This window comes from Streptomyces sp. NPDC037421, assembly GCF_055602105.1.
Map to the genome: position 1 here is coordinate 76874 of NZ_JBVJWV010000020.1, position 21092 is coordinate 97965.

At 73.5% G+C, this 21092-nt stretch carries 22 protein-coding genes; 13 read left to right on the plus strand and 9 right to left on the minus strand.

The genetic code is table 11. The annotated features are described in order from the left end of the window. Positions 1 to 6: 6 nt before the first annotated feature. Together ACZ7IF_RS25675 and npdG are read right to left on the minus strand one after the other, a co-directional pair. Positions 7 to 189, minus strand: a complete 183-nt coding sequence (locus ACZ7IF_RS25675; protein WP_470975542.1) for a hypothetical protein — start codon at positions 187 to 189, stop codon at positions 7 to 9. A 101-nt stretch (positions 190 to 290) separates the two neighbouring features. Beyond that, positions 291 to 995: an NADPH-dependent F420 reductase gene (gene npdG / locus ACZ7IF_RS25680; protein ID WP_470975544.1), complete on the minus strand. Its 705-nt coding sequence runs from the start codon at positions 993 to 995 to the stop codon at positions 291 to 293. 72 nt (positions 996 to 1067) lie between these two features. Between npdG and ACZ7IF_RS25685 the strand changes: the two genes are divergently transcribed. Next, positions 1068 to 1673, plus strand: coding sequence for a hypothetical protein (locus tag ACZ7IF_RS25685; protein ID WP_470975546.1), 606 nt, complete (start codon positions 1068 to 1070; stop codon positions 1671 to 1673). 49 nt (positions 1674 to 1722) lie between these two features. On the opposite strand, the gene ACZ7IF_RS25690 is transcribed toward ACZ7IF_RS25685, so the two are convergent. Next, entirely contained in the window at positions 1723 to 1962 is a 240-nt protein-coding gene (locus ACZ7IF_RS25690; protein ID WP_470975548.1) for a hypothetical protein, read from the minus strand. A gap of 108 nt (positions 1963 to 2070) precedes the next feature. Between ACZ7IF_RS25690 and map the strand changes: the two genes are divergently transcribed. Next, the gene (gene map / locus ACZ7IF_RS25695; protein WP_405980921.1) at positions 2071 to 2928 is read left to right on the plus strand and encodes a type I methionyl aminopeptidase; all 858 of its coding nucleotides are present in this window, start codon (positions 2071 to 2073) and stop codon (positions 2926 to 2928) included. 145 nt (positions 2929 to 3073) lie between these two features. Then, positions 3074 to 3721, plus strand: coding sequence for a biliverdin-producing heme oxygenase (locus tag ACZ7IF_RS25700; RefSeq protein WP_470975551.1), 648 nt, complete (start codon positions 3074 to 3076; stop codon positions 3719 to 3721). A 143-nt stretch (positions 3722 to 3864) separates the two neighbouring features. Here ACZ7IF_RS25700 and ACZ7IF_RS25705 read toward each other — a convergent pair whose 3' ends face one another. From ACZ7IF_RS25705 to ACZ7IF_RS25715, 3 genes are all read right to left on the minus strand, one after another. After that, on the minus strand, positions 3865 to 4515 hold the full coding sequence (locus tag ACZ7IF_RS25705) for a PhzF family phenazine biosynthesis protein (protein WP_470975554.1): 651 nt from the start codon (positions 4513 to 4515) through the stop codon (positions 3865 to 3867). A 36-nt stretch (positions 4516 to 4551) separates the two neighbouring features. Continuing rightward, the gene (locus ACZ7IF_RS25710; protein ID WP_470975557.1) at positions 4552 to 6012 is read right to left on the minus strand and encodes an HtaA domain-containing protein; all 1461 of its coding nucleotides are present in this window, start codon (positions 6010 to 6012) and stop codon (positions 4552 to 4554) included. A 74-nt stretch (positions 6013 to 6086) separates the two neighbouring features. Next, the gene (locus ACZ7IF_RS25715; protein WP_470975559.1) at positions 6087 to 7484 is read right to left on the minus strand and encodes an HtaA domain-containing protein; all 1398 of its coding nucleotides are present in this window, start codon (positions 7482 to 7484) and stop codon (positions 6087 to 6089) included. A gap of 164 nt (positions 7485 to 7648) precedes the next feature. Here ACZ7IF_RS25715 and ACZ7IF_RS25720 point away from each other — a divergent pair, with 164 nt between their 5' ends. The 6 genes from ACZ7IF_RS25720 to efeU all read left to right on the plus strand — a co-directional run bounded on the left by ACZ7IF_RS25720 (position 7649) and on the right by efeU (position 14198). After that, positions 7649 to 8680 carry a heme/hemin ABC transporter substrate-binding protein gene (locus ACZ7IF_RS25720; protein WP_470975562.1) on the plus strand — a complete coding sequence of 344 codons (1032 nt, stop codon included), beginning with the start codon at positions 7649 to 7651 and terminating at the stop codon, positions 8678 to 8680. A 1-nt stretch (position 8681) separates the two neighbouring features. After that, entirely contained in the window at positions 8682 to 9773 is a 1092-nt protein-coding gene (locus tag ACZ7IF_RS25725; RefSeq protein ID WP_470975565.1) for a FecCD family ABC transporter permease, read from the plus strand. Continuing rightward, positions 9770 to 10696: a heme ABC transporter ATP-binding protein gene (locus ACZ7IF_RS25730; RefSeq protein WP_470975568.1), complete on the plus strand. Its 927-nt coding sequence runs from the start codon at positions 9770 to 9772 to the stop codon at positions 10694 to 10696. Before ACZ7IF_RS25725 ends, ACZ7IF_RS25730 begins: the two co-directional genes overlap by 4 nt. A gap of 164 nt (positions 10697 to 10860) precedes the next feature. Further along, entirely contained in the window at positions 10861 to 12012 is a 1152-nt protein-coding gene (gene efeO / locus ACZ7IF_RS25735; RefSeq protein ID WP_470975571.1) for an iron uptake system protein EfeO, read from the plus strand. 31 nt (positions 12013 to 12043) lie between these two features. Continuing rightward, on the plus strand, positions 12044 to 13315 hold the full coding sequence (gene efeB, locus ACZ7IF_RS25740; RefSeq protein WP_470975573.1) for an iron uptake transporter deferrochelatase/peroxidase subunit: 1272 nt from the start codon (positions 12044 to 12046) through the stop codon (positions 13313 to 13315). A 22-nt stretch (positions 13316 to 13337) separates the two neighbouring features. Then, positions 13338 to 14198, plus strand: a complete 861-nt coding sequence (gene efeU / locus ACZ7IF_RS25745) for an iron uptake transporter permease EfeU (RefSeq protein WP_470975576.1) — start codon at positions 13338 to 13340, stop codon at positions 14196 to 14198. A gap of 97 nt (positions 14199 to 14295) precedes the next feature. On the opposite strand, the gene ACZ7IF_RS25750 is transcribed toward efeU, so the two are convergent. Together ACZ7IF_RS25750 and ACZ7IF_RS25755 are read right to left on the minus strand one after the other, a co-directional pair. After that, positions 14296 to 15159: a PhzF family phenazine biosynthesis isomerase gene (locus ACZ7IF_RS25750; RefSeq protein ID WP_470975579.1), complete on the minus strand. Its 864-nt coding sequence runs from the start codon at positions 15157 to 15159 to the stop codon at positions 14296 to 14298. 69 nt (positions 15160 to 15228) lie between these two features. Beyond that, on the minus strand, positions 15229 to 15990 hold the full coding sequence (locus tag ACZ7IF_RS25755) for an SDR family oxidoreductase (protein WP_470975582.1): 762 nt from the start codon (positions 15988 to 15990) through the stop codon (positions 15229 to 15231). A 108-nt stretch (positions 15991 to 16098) separates the two neighbouring features. Between ACZ7IF_RS25755 and ACZ7IF_RS25760 the strand changes: the two genes are divergently transcribed. Next, complete coding sequence (locus ACZ7IF_RS25760) at positions 16099 to 17493, plus strand: multidrug effflux MFS transporter (RefSeq protein ID WP_470975585.1); 1395 nt, start codon at positions 16099 to 16101, stop codon at positions 17491 to 17493. A 9-nt stretch (positions 17494 to 17502) separates the two neighbouring features. After that, a complete protein-coding gene (locus tag ACZ7IF_RS25765) occupies positions 17503 to 18513 on the plus strand; it encodes a small ribosomal subunit Rsm22 family protein (protein ID WP_470975587.1) in 1011 nt (336 codons plus the stop codon). Positions 18514 to 18571: 58 nt separating this feature from the next. Here the strand turns inward: ACZ7IF_RS25765 and ddaH are convergent, their stop codons facing one another. Further along, positions 18572 to 19381, minus strand: coding sequence for a dimethylargininase (ddaH, locus tag ACZ7IF_RS25770; RefSeq protein WP_470975590.1), 810 nt, complete (start codon positions 19379 to 19381; stop codon positions 18572 to 18574). A gap of 158 nt (positions 19382 to 19539) precedes the next feature. Here ddaH and ACZ7IF_RS25775 point away from each other — a divergent pair, with 158 nt between their 5' ends. Next, positions 19540 to 20166 carry a TetR/AcrR family transcriptional regulator gene (locus ACZ7IF_RS25775; protein WP_470975594.1) on the plus strand — a complete coding sequence of 209 codons (627 nt, stop codon included), beginning with the start codon at positions 19540 to 19542 and terminating at the stop codon, positions 20164 to 20166. A 150-nt stretch (positions 20167 to 20316) separates the two neighbouring features. After that, the gene (locus tag ACZ7IF_RS25780; protein ID WP_470975597.1) at positions 20317 to 21069 is read left to right on the plus strand and encodes a bifunctional DNA primase/polymerase; all 753 of its coding nucleotides are present in this window, start codon (positions 20317 to 20319) and stop codon (positions 21067 to 21069) included. Positions 21070 to 21092: the final 23 nt, after the last annotated feature.

The window sequence follows — 21092 nt, forward strand, 5'->3', positions numbered from 1 at the left end:
GGCCGGCTACGCGGCCCGCTGCTGCTTCTCGGCCTTGGCCTTGCGGATGTAGAACCAGGCCATGTTGGACGTGACGCCGGCCAGCAGCACCCACACGATCCCGAGGAAGCTGCCCTCCACGAAGGCGACCACGGCCGCGGCCACGGCAAGGACGCAGACGACAACGGCGAACACGGCAAGGCGGGGCATCCGGAACAGCTCCTCGGCGACACGGAAGGGGGTCGAACCCCTCCAGTGTCCCCCATCCCGTCCGGGCCCCGCCGCCGGTGCGGGGCCCGGGGGTGGTGATGTCACACGTCGGTGAGGCGGAGGCCCGCGTGTGCCTTGTAGCGGCGGTTGGTGGAGATGAGGTTGGCCACCATCGCCTCGACCTGGTGGGCGTTGCGCAGGCGGCCCGCGAAGACGCCGCGCATGCCGGGGATGCGGGCCGCGAGGGCCTGGACGAGGTCGGTGTCGGCGCGGGATTCGCCGAGGACCATCACGTCGGTGTCGATCTCCTCGACCGAGGCGTCCTGGAGGAGGACGGCGGAGAGGTGGTGGAAGGCGGCGGTGACGCGGGAGCCGGGGAGCAGGGCGGCGGCCTGCTGGGCGGCGCTGCCCTCTTCGACCTGGAGGGCGTAGGCGCCCTGCTTGTCGAAGCCGAGGGGGTTCACGCAGTCCACGACGAGCTTGCCCGCGAGGTCCTCGCGCAGGGCTTCGAGGGTCTTGGCGTGGCCCTCCCACGGAACCGCGATGATCACGATGTCGCTGCGGCGGGCGCATTCGGCGTTGTCGGCGCCCTCGACGCCGAGGCCGAGCTCTTCGGCGGCGCTCTGCGCGCGGTCGGCGGCGCGGGAGCCGATGATCACCTTCTGGCCGGCGCGGGCGAGCCGGTAGGCGAGGCCGCGGCCCTGGTCGCCGGTGCCGCCGAGGACGCCGACGACGAGGCCGGAGACGTCGGGGAGGTCCCAGGGGTCCTTGGCCGGCGGCTTCTGCGTGCTGTCTGAGGAAGTCATGCTGGCGAGCGTACTGCCGGGTAGGCCGGACGAGGAGGGCCCGATGGTGCAGGATGCGGCCATGGATGCCGCATGGATGCCGTGAGGGTGGCGCTGCTGCGCGAGGTGCTCGCCGGGACCCGGTGGCCGGCCGAGGCCCGGCGCTTCGCGGGCTCGCTGCGGCGGTCGGTGGCGCCGGCCGGCGGCAGCCTGCTGCTGGTGGGCACCGAGCAGTACGAGCCCTGGCACCTGGCGGCGCACCTGGTGGACGAGGCCGCCTGGTCGGGTCAGCCGGAGCTGGCGCCGACGCTGGTACGCCATCACGTGCGGCCGGGTGAGCCGCCGCACCTGTCGGTCGGGCTGGGCCGGCTGGAGGCCGCCCGGCGCGGGCACACGCTCCTGGTGGTGGCTCCGGAGCGGCCCGGCGGGGGGCTGCTGGAGCGGGTGCACCACGCCCGGCGCGCGGGGGCGACCGTACTGTCCCTGGACGGCGGGGACCCGGACCTGACCGCTCTCGCCCACGACGCCCTGTCGGTGCCCGCCGCCGGCTCGGAGCTGGATCTGGACACGGTGCAGCACCTGGTCAGCGCGGCGGCCGGGGAGAACGGCCCGCCGGAGCGGCGGGGCCCGCGGCGGCTGCGCGACCGGCTGGCACGGCTGGCCGACCAGCTGGCCTCCCCGCCGCCCAGCCGCTGGTAGGCGGCGGGATCAAGGAGCGGCATGCGGGCGTGGCCTCAGGGCCGCGGCTTCAGGGGGTGGCGCCGCCTTCCTCCTCCTCGCGGGTCTTGTCGTTCCACTTGGGGTCGTTCTGCCATTCGAGGTTGCGCTCCTGCGCCGTCTCCATGGCGTGGGCGGCCTCCTCGCGCGTGGTGTAGGGGCCGAAGCGGTCCTTGGCCGGGCACTCGGGGCCCTCCTCGACCTTTTGGTGGACCAGGCAGTAGTACCACTCGCCCGGTTTCCCCACCTGACGCTTCTTGAACAGGGCCATCGCCTTCGGGCTCCTTCCGGCACGGTCTCCCGGCACCGCCGCTCGATACCGTTCGATACCGCTCCTCGTCGCCATGCTGCCCCATCGCCGCTGGATACACTCGCTTGCATGTCTGGCCAGTCGCTGCTCGTACCAGGCGAGCTCTCTCCCGTCCGTTCCGTCCCCGGAAACATCCGCCGGCCCGAGTACGTGGGCAAGCCCGCGCCCACTCCGTACACCGGACCGGAGGTGCAGTCGGCCGAGACCATCGAGGCCATGCGCATCGCCGGCCGGATCGCCGCGCAGGCGATGGAGGAGGCGGCGAAGCACATCGCGCCGGGGGTGACCACCGACGAGCTGGACCGGGTCGCGCACGAGTACATGTGCGACCACGGCGCCTACCCCTCGACGCTCGGCTACCGGGGGTTCCCGAAGTCCCTGTGCTCCTCGCTCAACGAGGTCATCTGCCACGGGATCCCGGACTCGACCGTCCTGCGGGACGGCGACATCGTGAACCTCGACGTGACCGCGTACATCGGCGGGGTGCACGGCGACAACAACGCCACCTACCTCTGCGGCGAGGTGGACGAGGAGTCGCGGCTGCTGGTGGAGCGCACGCGCGAGGCCCTGAACCGGGCGATCAAGGCGGTCAAGCCCGGCCGTCAGATCAACGTCATCGGCCGCGTCATCGAGTCGTACGCGAAGCGCTTCGGGTACGGGGTGGTCCGGGACTTCACCGGGCACGGCATCAACTCGTCCTTCCACTCCGGCCTGATCATCCCGCACTACGACAGCCCGCACGCCACGACCGTGATCGAGCCCGGCATGACCTTCACCATCGAGCCGATGCTGACGCTGGGCACCCACGAGTACGACATGTGGGAGGACGGCTGGACGGTCGTCACGAAGGACCGCAAGCGCACGGCGCAGTTCGAGCACACGCTGGTGGTGACGGACACCGGCGCGGAGATCCTGACCCTGCCGTAGGGGGCCGGCGGCGAGTTTTTGCCGCCCGGAGGGTTTTTACCGACAACACGTCGGGAACACATTGACTTAGGTAAGCCTAAGCAGGAGGATCGGGCGTGGCGGCGGCGTGCCGCCACGGCCCGCTCCTCTCCTCCGGAGGTCAGTCTTGGACGCGTTCTCCACGGTCATCCGTGTCGCCTCGCACGAGCAGCACACCGAAGCCGAGACCTCCTCGTTCATGAGCGACCTGCTCGGCGGCCGGCTCGGCGTGGACGCGTACACCCGCTACACCGAGCAGCTGTGGTTCGTGTACCAGGCGCTGGAGGACGGCGCCGAGTCCCTGCGGGACGACCCGGTGGCGGGCCCCTTCATACGGCCCGAGCTGATGCGCGTCGCCGAGATCGAGCGCGACCTGGCGCACCTGCTGGGCCCCGGCTGGCGCGACGCGGTCAGCGCGCTGCCCGCGACGGAGGCGTACGCGGCCCGGGTCGCGGAGTGCGCCGCCTCCTGGCCGGGCGGGTACGTCGCCCACCACTACACGCGCTACCTGGGCGACCTCTCCGGGGGTCAGATCATCCGGGACAAGGCCGAGCGCACCTGGGGCTTCGAGCGCAAGGGCGACGGCGTGCGGTTCTACGTCTTCGCGGACATCTCCAACCCGGCCGCCTTCAAGCGGGGCTACCGGGAGCTGCTGGACGCGATCGCCGCGGACGACCTGGAGAAGCAGCGCATCATCGACGAGTGCAAGCGGGCCTTCGACTTCAACGGGGCGGTCTTCCGCGAGCTGGGCGAGGAGTTCCCGCTGACCGCGTAGGCCCTGGCCGGGCGGGTGCGGGTGCGGGGGGGGGGGGGGGGGGGGGGGGGGGGGGGGTGCGGCTCCCCCCCCCCCCCCCCCCCCCCCCCCCCCCCCCTCCGCGTGCGTCACGCCGCCCATGGCGGCGGCGCCGGTCACGGGGCCTACGAGGCGAAGCGGACGCGGCCGCCGATCTCGATGGTGCCGTCGGGGCCGGGTGCGGTGAGGATCTGGGAGCCGGCGCCCTGGGTGATGTTCAGGGCGCGGTTCAGCTGGGCGGTGAGGAGTACCGCCGCCGAGCCGGTGGCCTCGTCCTCGGTGATGACCCCGTCCGGGCGGCGCGGGAAGCCCCGGGCCCGGATCCGGCCGGCGGTCTCGTCCTCCCAGGCCCACGCGTACAGCCAGCCCTCGCCGGGCGGCGGGGCGGGCAGGGCGTCGACCTCGGCGGGGGTGGCGTACTGCTCGGTGCGCTTGCCGGTGACCCACTCGGGGCGGGCCGTGATCCAGGTGAACTCCCCGTCGTCGCGCGCCCATACGGACCCGGCCGGCGGCTGGAGCTCCTCGATGTCCAGCAGCCAGGCGACCCCGACCAGCGGGTGTCCGGCGAAGGACATCCGCGTGCCGGGGGTGCGGATGTCGACGACCCCGCGCTCGGGGTCGTCGACGAACACCGTCTCGCTGTAGCCCAGTTCCGCGGCGAGGGCCTGCCGGGAGTCGTCGTCCGGGCAGGTGCGGCCGTCGCGGACGACTCCGAGCAGGTTGCCGAAGCGGCCGTCACCCGCGCAGAAGACCCTGATCACGTCTAGATCGTTCACGCGGGCATTCAAGCACGCCGCGGTGTCCGGCCTCCGTCAGCTCAGGACCGCCCGGCGGCGGCGCCCGAGGTAGACGGCGCCCGCACCGGCCGCGACCACGCCCGCGGATGCGCCGAGCAGGGCGCCGGCCGGGACCTCTGCCCCGGTGGAGGCGAGGTTGCCGCCCGCGGAGCCGCCGGCCGGCCCGCCCGCCGAACCGCCGCCCACCGAACCGCCCGCCGAGCCGCCCGTGGCGGTACCGCCCGTGGTGCCCGTGCCGCCCGTGGCGGTGCCGGTGGCGCTGGGCGTCGGGAGGGGGGCGTCCTTGTCCACGGAGACGGAGAGGGTCACGGGGTCCATGGGCTTGCCCGGCTTGTACTTCTCCGGCACGGAGCCGCCGTTGGCGAAGACCGCCGAGCCCTTCTCCGTGAAGACGGCGGGGACGGATTCGAGGGTCAGCAGGCCGCCCTTGGTCTTGTAGTCGCCCTTGGACAGGTCGAGCGTGGCGAACGGGATGTCGTTGGCCGCGCCCGCCGCCGTCTTGGCGTCCAGGACCAGGGTGCCGGTCCTGCCCGCGGTCTCGATCCGGATGTTGCCGAAGGTCAGGTCGAGTCCGTGGGCGGCGTACTCGAAGCGCACGGAGCCTTCGAAGGCGGCGTTCAGCTTCTGCTCCTTGACGTCGAGTGCGCCCTTGCCGAAGGAGAAGTCGAAGGTCTTGCCGTTCTTGGTGGCTCCGCCGCCGGCGGTGACGCCCTTCTCGCCGACGTAGTCGTGGAAGGAGGCCATCACCCCCCACGTCAGCTTGCCCCGGAGGATCTTCTGCGGGGCGTCGGCGGACGGGGTGGGTGCCGGGGCGGAGGAGGAGGGCGCCGACGGGGACGGGGAAGCGGACGCCGAGGGGGACTGGACGGGCGGCTTCCGGAGTTCCAGGGCGGCCGTCAGTTTGTCGCCGTCACGGCCCTCGTACTGGGGCGCGCCGAGCTGGTCGCCGAGCTCCTTGGTCAGCTTGGTGGCCAGGCCGCTCATGTTCATCCCGGCGAAGGCGACGGCCGCCGCCGGGACGTCCTTGGTGAGCGTGCCGTTCTTGGTGATGTCGACCGTCAGCTTCTTGGTGCCCGTGTCGAAGCGGAAGTTGTCCATCTTGATGACGAAGCCGTGCGTCGCGCTCTCGAAGGTGACGCTGCCCTTGAACTGCGCCTTCACGACGTGGCCGGCGTCCTTGTCGTACTGGCCGGTGGCCGTGCCGAAGCGGAAGGTGCCGTCCGCGTTCTGCGTGGCACCGTCCGCCGTGGTGATCCTGCCCTTCGCCATGCCCGTGACGTAGGCGCGGAAGCTCGCGAGCACCCCCCAGTCGAGGGTGCCGCCCACGACGGGTATCGGTGCGGCGGCGGCCTGGGCGGCCCCGGCGGCGGGGGCGACGCCCTCGGCCGCGGCGGGGAGGGCGAAGGCGGTGGCGCCGAGGGCGGCCGCGGTCAGTACGGCGGCCGCGACGGCGACCGGGCGGCGGTTGGACGACATGGCTGGGATCTCCTGGAGGTGCGGGACGAACGGGGAGGGACGAACAGGGAGGGAGGGGCCGGAAGGAGCGGGGGCTACGGCGCGGTCCCGGACGCCGCCGCGCGGCGCCTGCGCACCACCAGCAGGGCGGCCCCGCCCGCCAGGACCAGTACGGCCACGGCCACGGCCGCGTACAGACCGGTGTCGGTGGGGTCGCCCGCCGGGGCGGCGGTCGCGGGGGCCGGGGCGGCGGGGGACGGGGCGGCCGGGGTCGTGGGGGCCGGGGAGGCGGTGGAGCCGAGGTCGGGCAGGGCGGGCAGCCGCGCACCAGCTTCGAGGGCGACGGCGAGCGAGACGGGGTCCATCTCGGTGCCGGCCCTGTACATGGAGCCGAAGGCCTGGGCACCGCCTTCGGTGAGGGTGGCGGGGGCTTCGGTCAAGGTGGCGAGCTTCCCCTCGGTCTTGAGGCCCTTGGCGTCGAACTCGACGAGCGCCACGGCCGGCCTGGTCTGCCCGCCGGTGGTCACGTCGGCGGACAGCACGCCCTTGCCGTTCTCGACCCTGACGCCCACCTTGCCGAGCCCGAGGTCGAGATGGGCTCCGGTGAACCGGACGCTACCGGCGAACTCGGCGGCGAGCGCGCCCTTCTGGCTGTCGTACGTCCCCTTCCCCTGCGGGAAGCGGAACAGTGCGCCGCCGTCCTGGGCGCCTTCGGCGAGGGTCCACTTGCCCTGGCCGACGGAGCCGGTGACGTACTCGCGGAAGGTGCGGCGCACGCCCCAGTCGACGGCGCCGTCGGTGAAGGCCCCCTGCGCCCCCGGGCCGGCGGCCGGGGTGCCGGACGGCCGTGCGGGCGGGGCGGGCTGCGGGGCGGCCTTGACGTCGGCGGACAGGCTGACCGGGTCGAGCTGCGCGCCGGCCTGGTAGTAGCCGGCGAAGGCCTTGGCGCCCTGGTCGGTGAGGGTGGCGGGGATGCCGGTGAGGACGATGGGGCTGCCGCCGCCCTTCATGTCGATGCCGCCGAGGCCGAGGGTGGCGAAGGGCACCTGGGACTGGCTGCTGACCGCGCCGGTGTCCTTGGCCTTGCCGGTCACGTCCAGGTAGAGGGTGCCGCTGCCGCCGGAGATGCGGACGGTGGGGCGGCTGACGGTCAGGTCCAGGTCGTACGTGCCGTCGGGCTTCCGGTGGCCCTGGAAGGCCACCCCGCCCGAGAACGCGGCCTCGAACGTCCCCGACGCGGGGTCGTAGGAGCCGGTCGCGGAGTGGAAGCGGAACAGGCTGCCGCCGACGGTGGCGGCGCCGCTCTTCAGCTGGAAACCGCCTTTCGCGACCGGGCCCATGACGTAACTCTGGAAGGAGGATCTGATGCCCCAGTCGAGCCGTCCCCCCTGCACGGCACGGCTCTCCGCGCGGGCGGCGGTGGCCGGGAGCAGCGCCGCGAGCAGGGCCGCCAACAGGGTCCCGGCGAACGCGCGGACGGGTCTTGCGGACATGAAGTCCCCTCCAGGGTCTGGCGAATCCAGGGGCCGGCAAACGATTCCGGGAGCCAGTAAGTAAGGTTAGGCTAACCTAAACTATCCGGGTCGAGCGGGGAACCCCTCGGTCCGGCCCAGCCCCCGCCCCCGCCTCCCGGCCGGACGATCAGGACGGTGTCCCGGTGCCCACGCCCGCCGCCCCAACCCGCTTCCCCCGCCTGGCCGTCGCCCTGACGGCCCTCGGGCTCGCACTCGCGCTCTCCGCCACCGGCTGTGCCGGTACGGACGCCCCCGCGGGCCCCGCCGCCGGCCGCTCCGCACCCGCCCTCCCCGACCGGGTGGAGCCGATCGCCGCCGCCGCACGGCCCGCGCTGCCGGTGACGGTCGCCTCGGCCGACGGGACGCAGGTCACCGTCACCTCGGCGGACCGGGTCATCCCGCTCACCGGCGGCCTCAACGAGATCGTGCAGACCCTCGGCCTCGGCCCGCAGGTCGTCGCCCGGGACATCACCGCCACCTTCGAACAGGCCTCGGCCCTGCCGGTGGTGACACGTGGACACGAGGTCTCCGCCGAGAGCGTGCTCTCGCTGCGCCCGACGCTGGTCCTGGCGGAGACCACCACCGGCCCCGCCGAGGCGGTGCGGCAGATCCGCGACGCCGGGGTCCCGGTCCTGGTGGTCGCGCCCGCCAAGGCCCTGGAGGACGTACCGAAGCGGATCGAAGCGGTCGCCGCCGCACTGGGCGTCCAGGAGGCCGGCGCGCAGCTGAACCAGCGCACCGCCGAGCGGATCGCCGCCGCCCGCAAGGGCGTTCCGGCCGGTGCCGGGAAGAAGCCCCGGGTGGCCTTCCTCTACCTGCGCGGCGCCGCCTCGGTCTACCTGCTGGGCGGCTCCGACTCGGGCGCCGGCTCGCTGCTGGAGGCGGCGGGCGCGGTGGACACCGGCAAGGAGTCGGGGCTCGGCAAGGACTTCACCCCGATCACCAGCGAGGCCCTGGCCGCGGCCGCCCCGGACGCCGTCCTCGTCATGTCCAAGGGCCTCGAATCGGTGGGCGGCGTCGACGGCCTGGTGAGGATCCCGGGCGTGGCCCAGACCCCGGCCGGGCTGGACCGCAGGGTCGTCACCGTCGACGACGGGGTGCTGCTCAACTACGGCCCGCGCACCGACCAGGTGCTGTCCTCGCTGGTCGCGCAGCTCCACGGCAAGGGGGCCTGAGGTGGCCGCCTCCTCCGAGGCGCGCCCGGGGGGCCTGCCGTCCGCGGCTCCCCCGGAGCGGCGGCCGGCCCGCAGGGCGCCGCTGCTCACGGCCGGGCTCCTCGCCGCGCTGCTGCTGCTCGCGCTGGTCTCGGCCGGCGTCGGCGCGTACGCCATCCCCACCGGGGACGTGCTCGCCTCCGTCCAGCACCGGGCGGGCCTCGGCGGGGCTCCGCTCGACCGGGTCGGGGAGAGCGTGCTGTGGAACGTACGCCTGCCCCGGGTCGTGCTCGCGCTGCTGGTCGGCGCGAGCCTGGGGTGCGCGGGCGCGCTGATGCAGGGGGTGTTCGGCAACCCGCTGGCCGAGCCCGGGGTGATCGGCATCTCGGCGGGCTCCGCCGTGGGCGCGGTCGCCGCGATCGGGCTGGGCCTGACCTTCCTCGGCAACTGGACGGTCACCGCCTGCGCCTTCGTGGCGGGGCTGGTCACGGTCGGCTCCGTCTACCTGCTGTCCCGGAGCGGCGGCCGGACCGAGGTGGTCACGCTGATCCTCACCGGTATCGCCGTCAACGCCTTCGCGGGCGCCCTGATCGGGCTGTTCGTCTTCTTCGCGGACAGCGGCCAGGTCAACCAGATCACCTTCTGGCAGCTCGGCTCCCTCGCGCAGGCGACCTGGCCCAAGGTGCTCGCGGTGCTGCCGTGCGCGCTCGCAGGGCTGCTCGCGGCCCCCTTCCACGCCCGCAGGCTCGACCTCCTCGCCCTCGGTGAGCGGCCGGCCCGTCACCTCGGGATCGACGTCGAGCGGCTGCGCCTGGCCCTGGTCCTGGTCGTGGCCCTGCTGACGGCGGCCGCCGTGGCCGTGGCCGGGGTGATCACCTTCGTGGGGCTGCTGGTCCCGCACCTGCTGCGGATGGCGAACGGTCCCGGGCACCGCTTCCTGGTGCCCGGCAGCGCGCTGGCCGGGGCCGCGGTCCTGGCCGGGGGCGACCTGGCCGCCCGGACGGTGGCCCGGCCGGCGGAGCTGCCGCTGGGTGTGCTGACCGCGCCGATCGGCAGCCCGTTCTTCTTCTGGCTGTTGCGCCGCACCCGCCGCGGGCAGGGGGGCTGGGCGTGAGGTTCCCTTCACGCGGCCGGCGTGCCGTGCCCGCGCGTCCCGCCCCCGGGAGCGCCGTCGCGGAGGCCGACGGGCTGCACGTCCGGCTCGGGGACCGCGAGGTGCTCACCGGGATCGACCTGGCCGCCCGCGCCGGCGAGGTGCTGGCGCTGGCCGGCCCGAACGGTGCCGGGAAGTCCACCCTGCTGGCCGCCCTCGCCGCCGACGTGCCGGCCGCCTCGGGCACCGTACGGATCGACGGGCGCCCGGTGGACGGCTGGAGCGCCGCCGAGCTGGCCCTGCGCCGTTCGGTGCTCCCCCAGTCGGCCGCGCTGTCCTTCCCCTTCCCGGTCGCGGAGGTGGTCCGGATGGGCCGCGCCCCGTGGGCGGGGACCGGGCTCGCGGACGCCGACGAGGAGGCGGTGGCCGGGGCGATGGCCGCCACCGAGGTCACCCGTTTCGCCGATCGCCCGTTCTCGGATCTCTCCGGCGGCGAGCGGGCCCGGGTCGCGCTGGCCCGCGTACTGGCCCAGCGGGCCCCGCTGCTGCTGCTCGACGAGCCCACCGCGGCCCTGGACCTGCGCCACCGGGAGCTGGTGCTGCGGATCTGCCGGGAGCGGGCGGCGGCCGGGGACGCGGTGGTCGTGGTCCTGCACGACCTGGGGCTGGCGGCGGCGTACGCCGACCGGGCGGCGGTGCTGCACGACGGGCGGATCGCGGCGGCCGGGCCCCCGGCGGAGGTGTTCGAGGACGGGCTCCTGAGCCGGGTCTACCGGCAGCCGGTGGAGGTGCTGGCGCACCCCCGGACGGGCGCTCCGCTGGTGGTCCCGGTACGGGACGGCGGCGTTCCGGATCAGCCTCCCGGCCAGGCGGCACAAGGCCTCGAACCGGACGGTAACCACGGCGCGGCACGGAATGCGGACGGCGGCTTGACTCCCGCTTGACCCTCGCTTGAGCCGCTCATGGAAGGGCCGTGACGGGCTTGTGTCCGGGGCCGGAAGGTGAGAGCTGAATCACTGGACGAGTGGGTATCGGTCAGGTAAGCCTCGGTTAAGTTAGGTCCGCCTCACCAGCCCTCCCCCAGCCTTCACCCCCGCCAGGAGCCCACATGCGCCCCGCCCGCCTCACCGTCCTCACCGCGGCCGCAGCCGTCGCCGCGCTCACCGCAGTCACCGGCTGCGCCGAGAAGAGCGACAAGAGCGGCTCCGGCGCGATCCACGTGAACGCGACCGACAGCGCCTGCGAGGTCTCGAAGACCGAGTTCCCGGCCGGCAAGGTCACCATCGAGGTCGAGAACAAGGGCTCCAAGGTCACCGAGCTCTACATCCTCTTCCCGGACGACCGGATCGTCGCCGAGCGCGAGAACATCGGCCCCGGCACCAAGGCCACCATCACCGCCGAGATCAAGGCGGGCGACTACGCCTTCACCTGCAAGCCCGGCATGAAGGGCGACGGCATCCGCACCCAGGTCAAGGCCACCGGCAAGGGCGGCACCGAGAAGCGCAGCCCCGAGCTGGACGCCGCGGTCGCCGCGTACCGCAAGTACGTCCAGGAGCAGGCCGACGAGACCCTGCCGAAGGCCAAGGTCTTCGCCGACGCCGTCAAGGCCGGCGACCTGGAGGCCGCGAAGAAGGCCTACGCCCCCTCCCGCATCGGCTGGGAGCGCACCGAGCCCGTCGCCGAGTCCTTCGGCGACATCGACCCGAAGGTCGACGTCCGCGAGGACGGCCTGGAGGCCGGCCAGGACCCGGCCAAGGACTGGACCGGCTGGCACCGCCTGGAGAAGTCCCTCTTCCAGGACAACAAGATCGACGACAACGACAAGAAGCTCGCCGACACCCTGATCGCCGACCTGACCGACTGGCAGAAGAAGGTCGGCACGGCCGAGATCACCCCCACCTCCATGGCCAACGGCGCCAAGGAACTGCTCGACGAGGTCGCCACCGGCAAGGTGACGGGCGAGGAAGAGCGCTACAGCCACACCGACCTGGTCGACTTCAAGGCCAACGTCGAGGGCGCCCAGAAGTCCTACGAGCTCCTCAAGGCGGTCACCGCCAAGAACGACCCGGAGCTCGCCAAGCAGCTGGACACCCAGTTCGCCGCGATGAACACCCTCCTGGACAAGTACCGCGCCGACAAGAACACCTACGAGTTCACCTCGTACGACAAGGTCGGCGAGGCCGAGCGCAAGGAGCTCTCGGACGCCGTGAGCGCGCTGGGCGAGCCGCTCTCCAAGCTGGCCGCCGCGGTCGTCAAGTAGTCCGGATCCAGGCAGAGGCGGGAGAACCACGATGACCGACCAGGTGTCGGAAGAGACCACGGGTGCCGCAGACGCCCCCGGAGCGCCCTCGCGCCGTGCCGTGCTCGGCTGGGGCGGGGCGGGGCTGGCGGTCGGCGCGGCCGCGGCCGGCGGCGCGGTCGCCGCGTTCGGCAGCGGATCGGACATCTCCCCGGCGGCCTCCGCCGGGGCGGCGGTCCCCTTCCACGGCGAGCACCAGGCCGGCATCGCGAGCGCCGTCCAGGACCGGCTGCACTTCGCGGCCTTCGACGTCAAGACGAAGAGCCGCGACGAGCTGGTCGCGCTCCTCAAGGAGTGGACGGCCGCGGCCCGGCTGATGACGGCCGGCCTGCCGGTCGGCGACGTGTTCGAGGGCGCGCCCGAGGCCCCGCCCACCGACACCGGCGAGGCCCTCGGCCTCAAGCCCTCCCGCCTCACGCTGACCATCGGCTTCGGCCCGGGGCTGTTCGCCAAGGACCGCTTCGGCCTGGAGGGCAAGCGCCCCGAGGCCCTGGTGGACCTGGAGCTCTTCCCCGGCGACAACCTGGACCAGGCGCGCTCCGGCGGCGACCTGTGCGTCCAGGCCTGCGCCGACGACCCGCAGGTCGCGGTGCACGCCATCCGCCAGCTGGCCCGCATCGGCTTCGGCAAGGTCGTCGTCCGCTGGTCTCAGCTCGGCTTCGGCAAGACCTCCTCGACCACGCCCGAGGAGCAGACCCCGCGCAACATGATGGGCTTCAAGGACGGCACCCGGAACATCTCGGGCACCGACAAGGCCGCCCTGGACAAGCACGTGTGGGTCGGCGCGGGCGACGGCAGCGACTGGCTGGCCGGCGGCTCGTACCTGGTCGCCCGGCGCATCCGGATGAACATCGAGATCTGGGACCGCACCCCCCTGCAGGAGCAGGAGGACATCTTCGGCCGCGACAAGGGCGAGGGTGCCCCCGTGGGCAAGTCCAAGGAGCGCGACGAGCCGTTCCTGAAGGCGATGAAGCCGGAGGCGCACGTGCGCCTCGCGCACCCCGACACCAACAACGGGGCGACGATCCTGCGTCGCGGCTACTCCTTCACCGACGGCACGGACGGCCTGGGCCGCCTCGACGCCGGCCTGTTCTTCCTGGCCTACCAGCGCGACGTCCGCAAGGGCTTCATCCCGATCCAGCGCCAGCTGGCGAAGGCGGACGTCCTGAACGAGTACATCCAGCACGTGGGTTCGGCGATCTTCGCCGTCCCGCCGGGCGTCCGCGACAAGGACGACTGGTGGGGCCGGTCCCTGTTCGCGTAGTCCCCGCCGGAGAGGAAACGCCGTGTTCGGCAACTATCTGATCGGCCTGCGCGAGGGGCTGGAGGCCAGTCTGGTCGTCTGCATCCTCGTCGCGTACCTGGTCAAAACCGGGAACCGGGCCGCCCTGCGCCCGGTCTGGCTCGGCATCGGAATCGCCTGCGGGCTCTCGCTCACCTTCGGCGCGCTGCTGGAGTTCGGCACGCAGGAGCTGACCTTCGAGGCGCAGGAGCTGCTCGGCGGCAGCCTGTCGATCATCTCGGTGGGCCTGGTGACGTGGATGGTCTTCTGGATGAAGCGCACCGCGCGGCACCTGAAGGCCGAGCTGCACGGCAAGCTCGACTCGGCGCTCGCCATGGGCACCGGCGCGCTGGTCGCCACCGCCTTCCTGGCGGTGGGCCGCGAGGGCCTGGAGACGGCGCTGTTCGTGTGGGCGTCGGTCCGCGCGAGCGGCGAGGGTTCCTCGGCGCCGCTGATCGGCGTACTGCTGGGCATCGCGACCGCCATCGTCCTCGGCTGGCTGTTCTACCGGGGCGCCCTGAAGATCAACCTGGCGAAGTTCTTCAAGTGGACCGGCGGGATGCTGGTGGTCGTGGCCGCGGGCGTGCTCGCGTACGGGGTCCACGACCTCCAGGAGGCCGGCTTCCTCGGCGGCCTGACCGACAAGGCCTTCGACATCAGCTCGGTGATCGCGCCGGACAGCTGGTACGGGGTGCTGCTCAAGGGCGTCTTCAACTTCCAGCCGGACCCCACCGTCTACCAGCTGGTGGTGTGGTCCCTGTACCTGGCGGTCGTCCTGACGCTGTTCCTCCTCCCGGCCCGCCTGCGCACCCCGGCCGCGGCGCCGGCCCCGGCCGCGTCGGCGAGCGGTCCCGCCAAGGACTGACCGGTCCCGCGAAACGGCCCGGCCGCCTTCCCCCCGGGGGAGGCGGCCGGGCCGTTTCGCGCGGGACGGCCGCGCCGGGGGATGCGTCAGGGATGCGTCAGGGGATGCGGACGCCCGCGCCGCCGACCCGTACGCGGGGGTCGCCGGCGCGCAGCCCGACGGTCAGGACGCCGGGGCGGCCCATGTCCTCGCCCTGGTGGAGGGTGAGCTCGGCCTGCTCCGGGACCAGGCCGAGTTCGCGGGCGTACGCGCCGAAGGCGGCCGCGGCGGCTCCCGTGGCGGGGTCCTCGACGACGCCGCCGACCGGGAAGGGGTCGCGTACGTGGAAGAGCTCCGGGCCCGCGCGGTACACCAGCTGGACGGTGGTCAGGTCCAGGCGCCGCATCAGCGCCTCCAGCCGGGGGAAGTCGTACGCGAGGTCCGCGAGCCGGGCGCGGCTGGCGGCCCCGAGCACCAGGTGGCGGTTGCCGGCGAAGGCGATCCGGGGCGGGAACGCCGGGTCGAGGTCGGCGGCCGGCCAGTCCAGGGCGGCCAGCGCCTCGGCGAGGTCGGCGTCGGCGATCTCCTCGGTGTGCGGTTCGACGCTGGTCAGGGTGGCCCGCAGCCTGCCGTCCTCGGTGGTGACGGAGACCGGGACGGTTCCGACGGGGGTCGCGAAGAGCAGGTCCCCGGGCCCGGTCCGTTCGGCCAGCGCCACGGCGGTGGCGACGGTGGCGTGCCCGCAGAACGGCACCTCCGCCTTGGGGCTGAAGTAGCGGACGGAGAACGCCCGGCCGGGCTCGCCGCCGAGCCCCTCGGGCGGGTCCGTCAGGAAGGCCGTCTCGCTGTAGCCGAGTCCGGCGGCGATCTCCAGCATGGCGGCCTCGTCCAGCCCGGCCGCGTCGAGCACGACCCCGGCGGGGTTGCCGCCCTCGGGGTCCGTGGCGAAGGCGGTGTAGCGCAGTACCTCGGTGTTCGTCATGCGCTCATGATCATCCGCGGGCGGGCGGCCGTAAAGGTTCCGCCCGGCCCGCCCGCCCGGCCCGCCCGGTCAGCCGCGCCCGATGTACGGCATCGCGGTGGCCATCACGGTCGCGAACTGGACGTTGGCCTCCAGCGGGAGCTCCGCCATGTGCAGCACGGTGCGGGCCACGTCGGCGGCGTCCATCACCGGCTCCACGGCCAGCTGGCCGTTGGCCTGGAGGATGCCGGTCTGCATGCGCTCGGTCATCTCGGTGGCCGCGTTGCCGATGTCGATCTGTCCGCAGGCGATCCGGTACGGGCGCCCGTCGAGCGACAGGGACTTGGTCAGGCCGGTCATGGCGTGCTTGGTCGCGGTGTAGGCGATGGAGTTCGGGCGCGGGACGTGGGCGGAGATGGAGCCGTTGTTGATGATCCGGCCGCCCTGCGGGTCCTGCTCCTTCATCACGCGGAACGCCGCCTGTGCGCAGAGGAAGGAGCCGGTCAGGTTGACGTCCACGACCTGGCGCCAGGCCTCGTACCCGATGTCCTCCAGCGGGACCCCGGCGGGGCCGAAGGTGCCGGCGTTGTTGAAGAGCAGGTCGAGCCGCCCGTACCGCTCCCGTACCGTCCCGAACAGCGCGGCCACGTCCCGGGGGTCGCTGACGTCGGCCGGTACGGGCAGCACCTCCGCGCCCGCTCCGGCCGCGGCGGCCGTCTCCTCCAGGGGCCCGGTCCGGCGCCCGGCCACGGCCACCGACCAGCCGGCGCCGGCCAGGGCCAGGGCCACGGAACGGCCGATCCCGGAACCGGCTCCGGTCACTACAGCGGTCTTCTTCGCGGGTGCGCTCATGGGGCCGCAGAGTACGTCACAGCGGACATCCGGCCCGGGACGTTCCGACAGCTGAGAGCATGGGTCGGTCAGGGGTGCGTAAAGCAGATGAAAAGACTGGAGTTCCGCATGTCGGAGAGCGGCCCCTCTACGGCCCCCTCGCACGGGCCGTCGCCCGATCCGTCGCCCGTTCCGTCACCCCGTCCGGCCCCCGGGCCGCCGGCCGGCGCGGCGTCCCGGAAGGCCCCCGCCGCCGCCCCCCTGACGGCCGCGCGCCGCACCGGCCTGCTGGTCACCTTCATCCTGGGCGGCCTCACCGCCCTCCCCCCGCTGTCCATGGACATGTACCTCCCGGCCCTGCCCGAGGTCACCGCCGCCCTGCACAGCCCCGCCGCGACCGTCCAGCTCACCCTCACCTCCTGCCTCGCCGGCATGGCGCTCGGCCAGCTGGTCATCGGCCCGATGAGCGACAAGTGGGGCCGCCGCGGGCCGCTGCTGACCGGCATGGCCGTCTACGTACTCGCCACCGCGATCTGCGCCCTCGCCCCGAGCGCCGAACTGCTCATCGCCTTCCGGCTGCTCCAGGGCCTGGCCGGCGCGGCCGCCATCGTGATCGCCCGGGCCGTCGTGCGCGACCTGTACGAGGGCGTCGAGATGGCCCGCTTCTTCTCCACCCTGATGCTGATATCCGGGACCGCCCCGATCATCGCCCCGCTCATCGGCGGCCAGGTGCTCCGCTTCGCCGACTGGCGCGGGGTCTTCGTCGTCCTCACCGCCGTCGGCCTCGCCCTCACCCTCGTCGTATGGCGCAGCCTCGGCGAGACGCTGCCGCCCGAGCGCCGCCAGACCGGCGGGGTCGGCGCCGCGCTGCGGACCATGCGCGGGCTGCTCGGCGACCGGGTCTTCGCCGGGTACACCCTGGCGGGCGGCTTCGCCTTCGCGGTGCTCTTCTCCTACATATCCGCCTCGCCCTTCGTCGTGCAGGAGATCTACGGGGCCTCCCCGCAGGCCTTCAGCCTGCTGTTCGGCCTGAACTCCGTCGGGCTGATCGTCGTCGGCCAGATCAACGGCAAGCTGCTGGTGGGCCGGGTCAGCCTGGACAAGGCCCTGGCCACCGGGCTCGCCGTCATCACCGCCGCCTCCGTCGCCCTGCTGCTCATGTCCACCGGGGTGTTCGGGAAGGCCGGGCTGGTGCCCGTCGCCGCCGCGCTGTTCGTGCTGATGTCGGCGATGGGCCTGGTCCTGCCGAACACCAACGCGCAGGCCCTCATGCGCACCCCGCACTCCGCCGGATCGGCGTCCGCGCTGCTGGGCACCTCCTCCTTCCTGGTCGGGGCGGTCGCCTCGCCGCTGGTCGGGATCGCGGGCGAGGACACGGCGGTGCCGATGGCGCTCGTACAGCTCGGCTGCTCGCTGCTGGCGGTGGCCTGCTTCCTCGGGATGTGCCGCCCCTGGCGGACGCGGGAGCCCATGGCCGTGCCCGCGGCTCCGGGCGCACCCGGAGCGGGCCCCGGGGCGCCGTAAACTTCCCGGGTGAACGCCGCACCCGCCCCCACCACCGCCGAAACCCTCCGCAGCGCGCTCGCCGGGCTGCTCGACGGGCTCCCGCCGAAGCAGGCCTCGGCCGCCGTCGAGCGCCTGATCGCCAACTACCGCGGGGCCACCCCCACCGACGCCCCCGTCCTGCGCGACCGCTCCGACGTGGCGGCGTACGCGGCGTACCGGATGCCGGCCACCTTCGAAGCCGTACGGTCGGCCCTGGACGGGCTGGCGGAGGCCGCCCCGGACTGGACGCCGGCCTCGCACGTGGACGTGGGCGGCGGCACGGGCGCCGCGACCTGGGCGGTGGACGCCACCTGGGACGGGCCCCGCGCGACGACGGTGCTGGACTGGGCGGAGCCGGCACTGGCGCTCGGCAAGGAGCTGGCGGGCCGCTCGCCCTCCGGGGTGCTGCGCGCGGCCCAGTGGCACCGTGCCGTCATCGGCAGCGGGATCAGCCTGCCCGACGCGGACCTGGTGACCGTGTCGTACGTGCTCGGCGAACTGACCGAGCAGGCCCGCACGGCGGTCGTCGCCGAGGCGGCCCGGGCCGGGCAGGCCGTCGTACTGATCGAGCCGGGCACGCCCCAGGGCTACCTGCGCATCCGCGAGGCCCGCGAGCAGCTGGTGGCGGCCGGGATGACGGTGGCGGCGCCCTGCCCGCACGACGGGGCCTGCCCCATCGAGGTCGGGCAGGACTGGTGCCACTTCTCGGCCCGGGTCAGCCGCTCCTCCCTGCACCGGAAGGTCAAGGGCGGGTCCCTGCCGTACGAGGACGAGAAGTTCAGCTACGTCGCCGCGACGCGGTTCCCCGTGACGCCGGTCCCCTCCCGGATCACGCGCAGGCCGCAGATCCGGAAGGGGCTGGTCCTGCTGGACCTGTGCGGTCCCGAGGAGGCGGGGCTGTCCCGGGCCACCGTCACCAAGCGCCACGGCGGCCTCTACAAGGCGGCCCGGGACGTCGAGTGGGGCGAAGCCTGGCCGCCCGCCCCGGCCGGGGAGTAGCAGGGCCGGGCCGTCTCTTCCGGATCTCACCTGACCGGCGAGATCCGGAAGGGACGGCCTAGGGCCGCAGCTCCTGGGTGCAGCACTTCACGCTTCCACCGCCCTTGAGCAGCTCGCCCAGGTCCATCGGGATCGGCTCGAACCCCCGGTCGCGCAGCGGGGCCAGCAGCCCGGTCGCGCCCTGCGGGAGCAGTACGTGCCGCCCGTCGGAAACCGAGTTCAGGCCGAAGGCCGCCGCGTCCTCGTCCTCCACGACCAGGGCGTCGGGGAACAGCCTGCGCAGCACGGCCTGGCTGCCAGGCGAGAAGGCCGGCGGGTGGTACATGATCTCGTCGCCGTCGAGGACGCAGAGCGCCGTGTCCAGGTGGTAGTAGCGCGGGTCCACCAGGTCGAGGCCGATGACGGGGCGGCCGAAGAACTCCTGCGCCTCGTCGTGCGAGAGCGGGCTGGAGCGGAAGCCCCGGCCGGCCAGGATGTAGGTGGCGGTGACGGCGAAGTCCCCCTCGCCCTCGTTGACGTGCGAGGGCTCGTGGACGTCCTCGAAGCCGTGCGCGCGGAACCAGTCGAGGTGGATCTCCGCCTCGGCGGCGCGTTCCGGGTAGGCGAAGCGGGCGCCGAGCACGCGGCCGTCGACGACGAGGGCTCCGTTCGCGGCGTAGACCATGTCGGGCAGGCCGGGATCGGGGACGAGGGTCTCGACGGTGTGCCCGAGGGAGCGGTAGCGGTCCCTCAGGTCTTCCCACTGGGCGTGTGCGAGGGGCAGGTCCACCGGTTTCGTGGGGTCCATCCACGGGTTGATGGAGTACGTGACCTTGAAGTGTGCGGGTGGGCACATCAGGTAGCGCCGGGGTGTGGCGTCTCTGCGCAAAGAAGGCTCCTCACGACTACGACTACGGACTCACGGTGCTGTGCGCGCGTCGAGAGAATCGTCTCTCCTCAGGGGTGACCGCGCAGTGAACTGATCGGGTGAATTACCACAACGGCTGGAAGACGAGACGTCTCGGACTGCCTTGATAGGTTGGGCCGGTGACCAAAACCCCCGATGCCACCCGCCGCAGCGACCGCTCCCGGCGCGCCATCCTCGACGCCGCCCTCGTGCTGGTCGGCGAGGTCGGCTACAGCAAGCTGACCATCGAGGCCATCGCGGCCCGCGCGGGAGTCGGCAAGCAGACGATCTACCGCTGGTGGTCCTCGAAGGCCGAGGTGCTGCTGGAGGCCTCGCTGGCGCTGGCCGGGGAGGCGGGCGCGGAGGGCGGCTGGACCGGCTTCCCGGACACCGGGGACCTGGCGGCGGACCTCAAGGCCGTACTGCGGGGCACGGTGGACGAGTTCGCCGACGCCCGGTACGAGGCCCCCGCGCGCGCCCTCGCCGCCGCCGGGGCGGACGACCCGGAGCTGGGGGCCCGCTTCACGGAGAAGCTGCTGGAGCCGCAGCTCGCCCTGTACGAGGCCCGGTTGCGGGCGGCCCGGGACGCCGGGCAGCTCCCGGCGGACGCGGATCTGCGGCTGACGGTGGAGATGCTGGTGGGCCCGGTGACCTACCGGTGGCTGATGCGGACCGGGCCGCTGACGCACCGCTTCGCGGACGCGCTGGTGGACGGGGTGCTGGGCGGCGTGGGATACGTCACCGCCGGGCGGCCGGAGAGCCGGTGACACCGGCACGGCCGAGAACCATATGGCCCGATTTTGTGGTTATGTGGGGAACCCGATCGGGGAGTCCGTTCGGGGGGTGCGGTCACCCGGCGCTCCCGATGGTGGGACCATGGAATGGTCTGCCGGGGCAACGGTGAGGTGAGGGGATAGATGGGGTCTGAGTCCGGCCGCGTCAAACGCGGCGAGCTGAGCAGGATTTCCCAGTGGCTTCGCCGCCGCTCGAAGCCCGCCCCCGAGGACCCCGGCAAGGAGCGCGAAGCCCTCCTCCTGGCCGTCGCCGCCGCCGGACTCCCCCTCGCCCCCGCCGCGCATCCCGCCGACGGCTACCGGTGTTCGTGCGACCGCATCGGCTGTCCCACGCCCGCACGGCACCCCGTCTCCTTCGCCTGGCAGACCCAGTCGACCACCGACCGCGCGCAGATCGAGCGTTGGGCCCGCAACCAGCCCCAGGCCAACTTCATCACCGCGACCGGCATGGTGCACGACGTCCTGGACGTTCCCCTGGAGGCCGGCCGCAGCGCCCTGGAGCGCCTGCTGGCCGCGGGCATCGAGGTCGGCCCCGTCGCCGAGTCCGGCGGCACCGGCGACCAGGCCCGGATGCTCTTCTTCACGGCGACCCGCGGTACGCCGGAGGACGAGGACGAATGGTGGCCCTGCGAACTGGACTGCCACCCCGAGACGATGGACGAACACCCCGGTCTGCGCTGGCACTGCCGCGGCAGCTACGTCCTGCTCCCCCCGGCCGCCCTCCCGGGCGACCACTCGGTGAGCTGGCTGCGCGACGTACGCCACCCGCTCCCGGACCCGCTGACCCTCCTGGAAACCCTGACGGACGCCTGCGCCCAGTACGCGGGCGCGCTGGACCAGACCCCGGCCGCGGCGGCCTGGCCGCCAGTGCGCTAGGGGTGTCCGGCGGATCAGGGCCG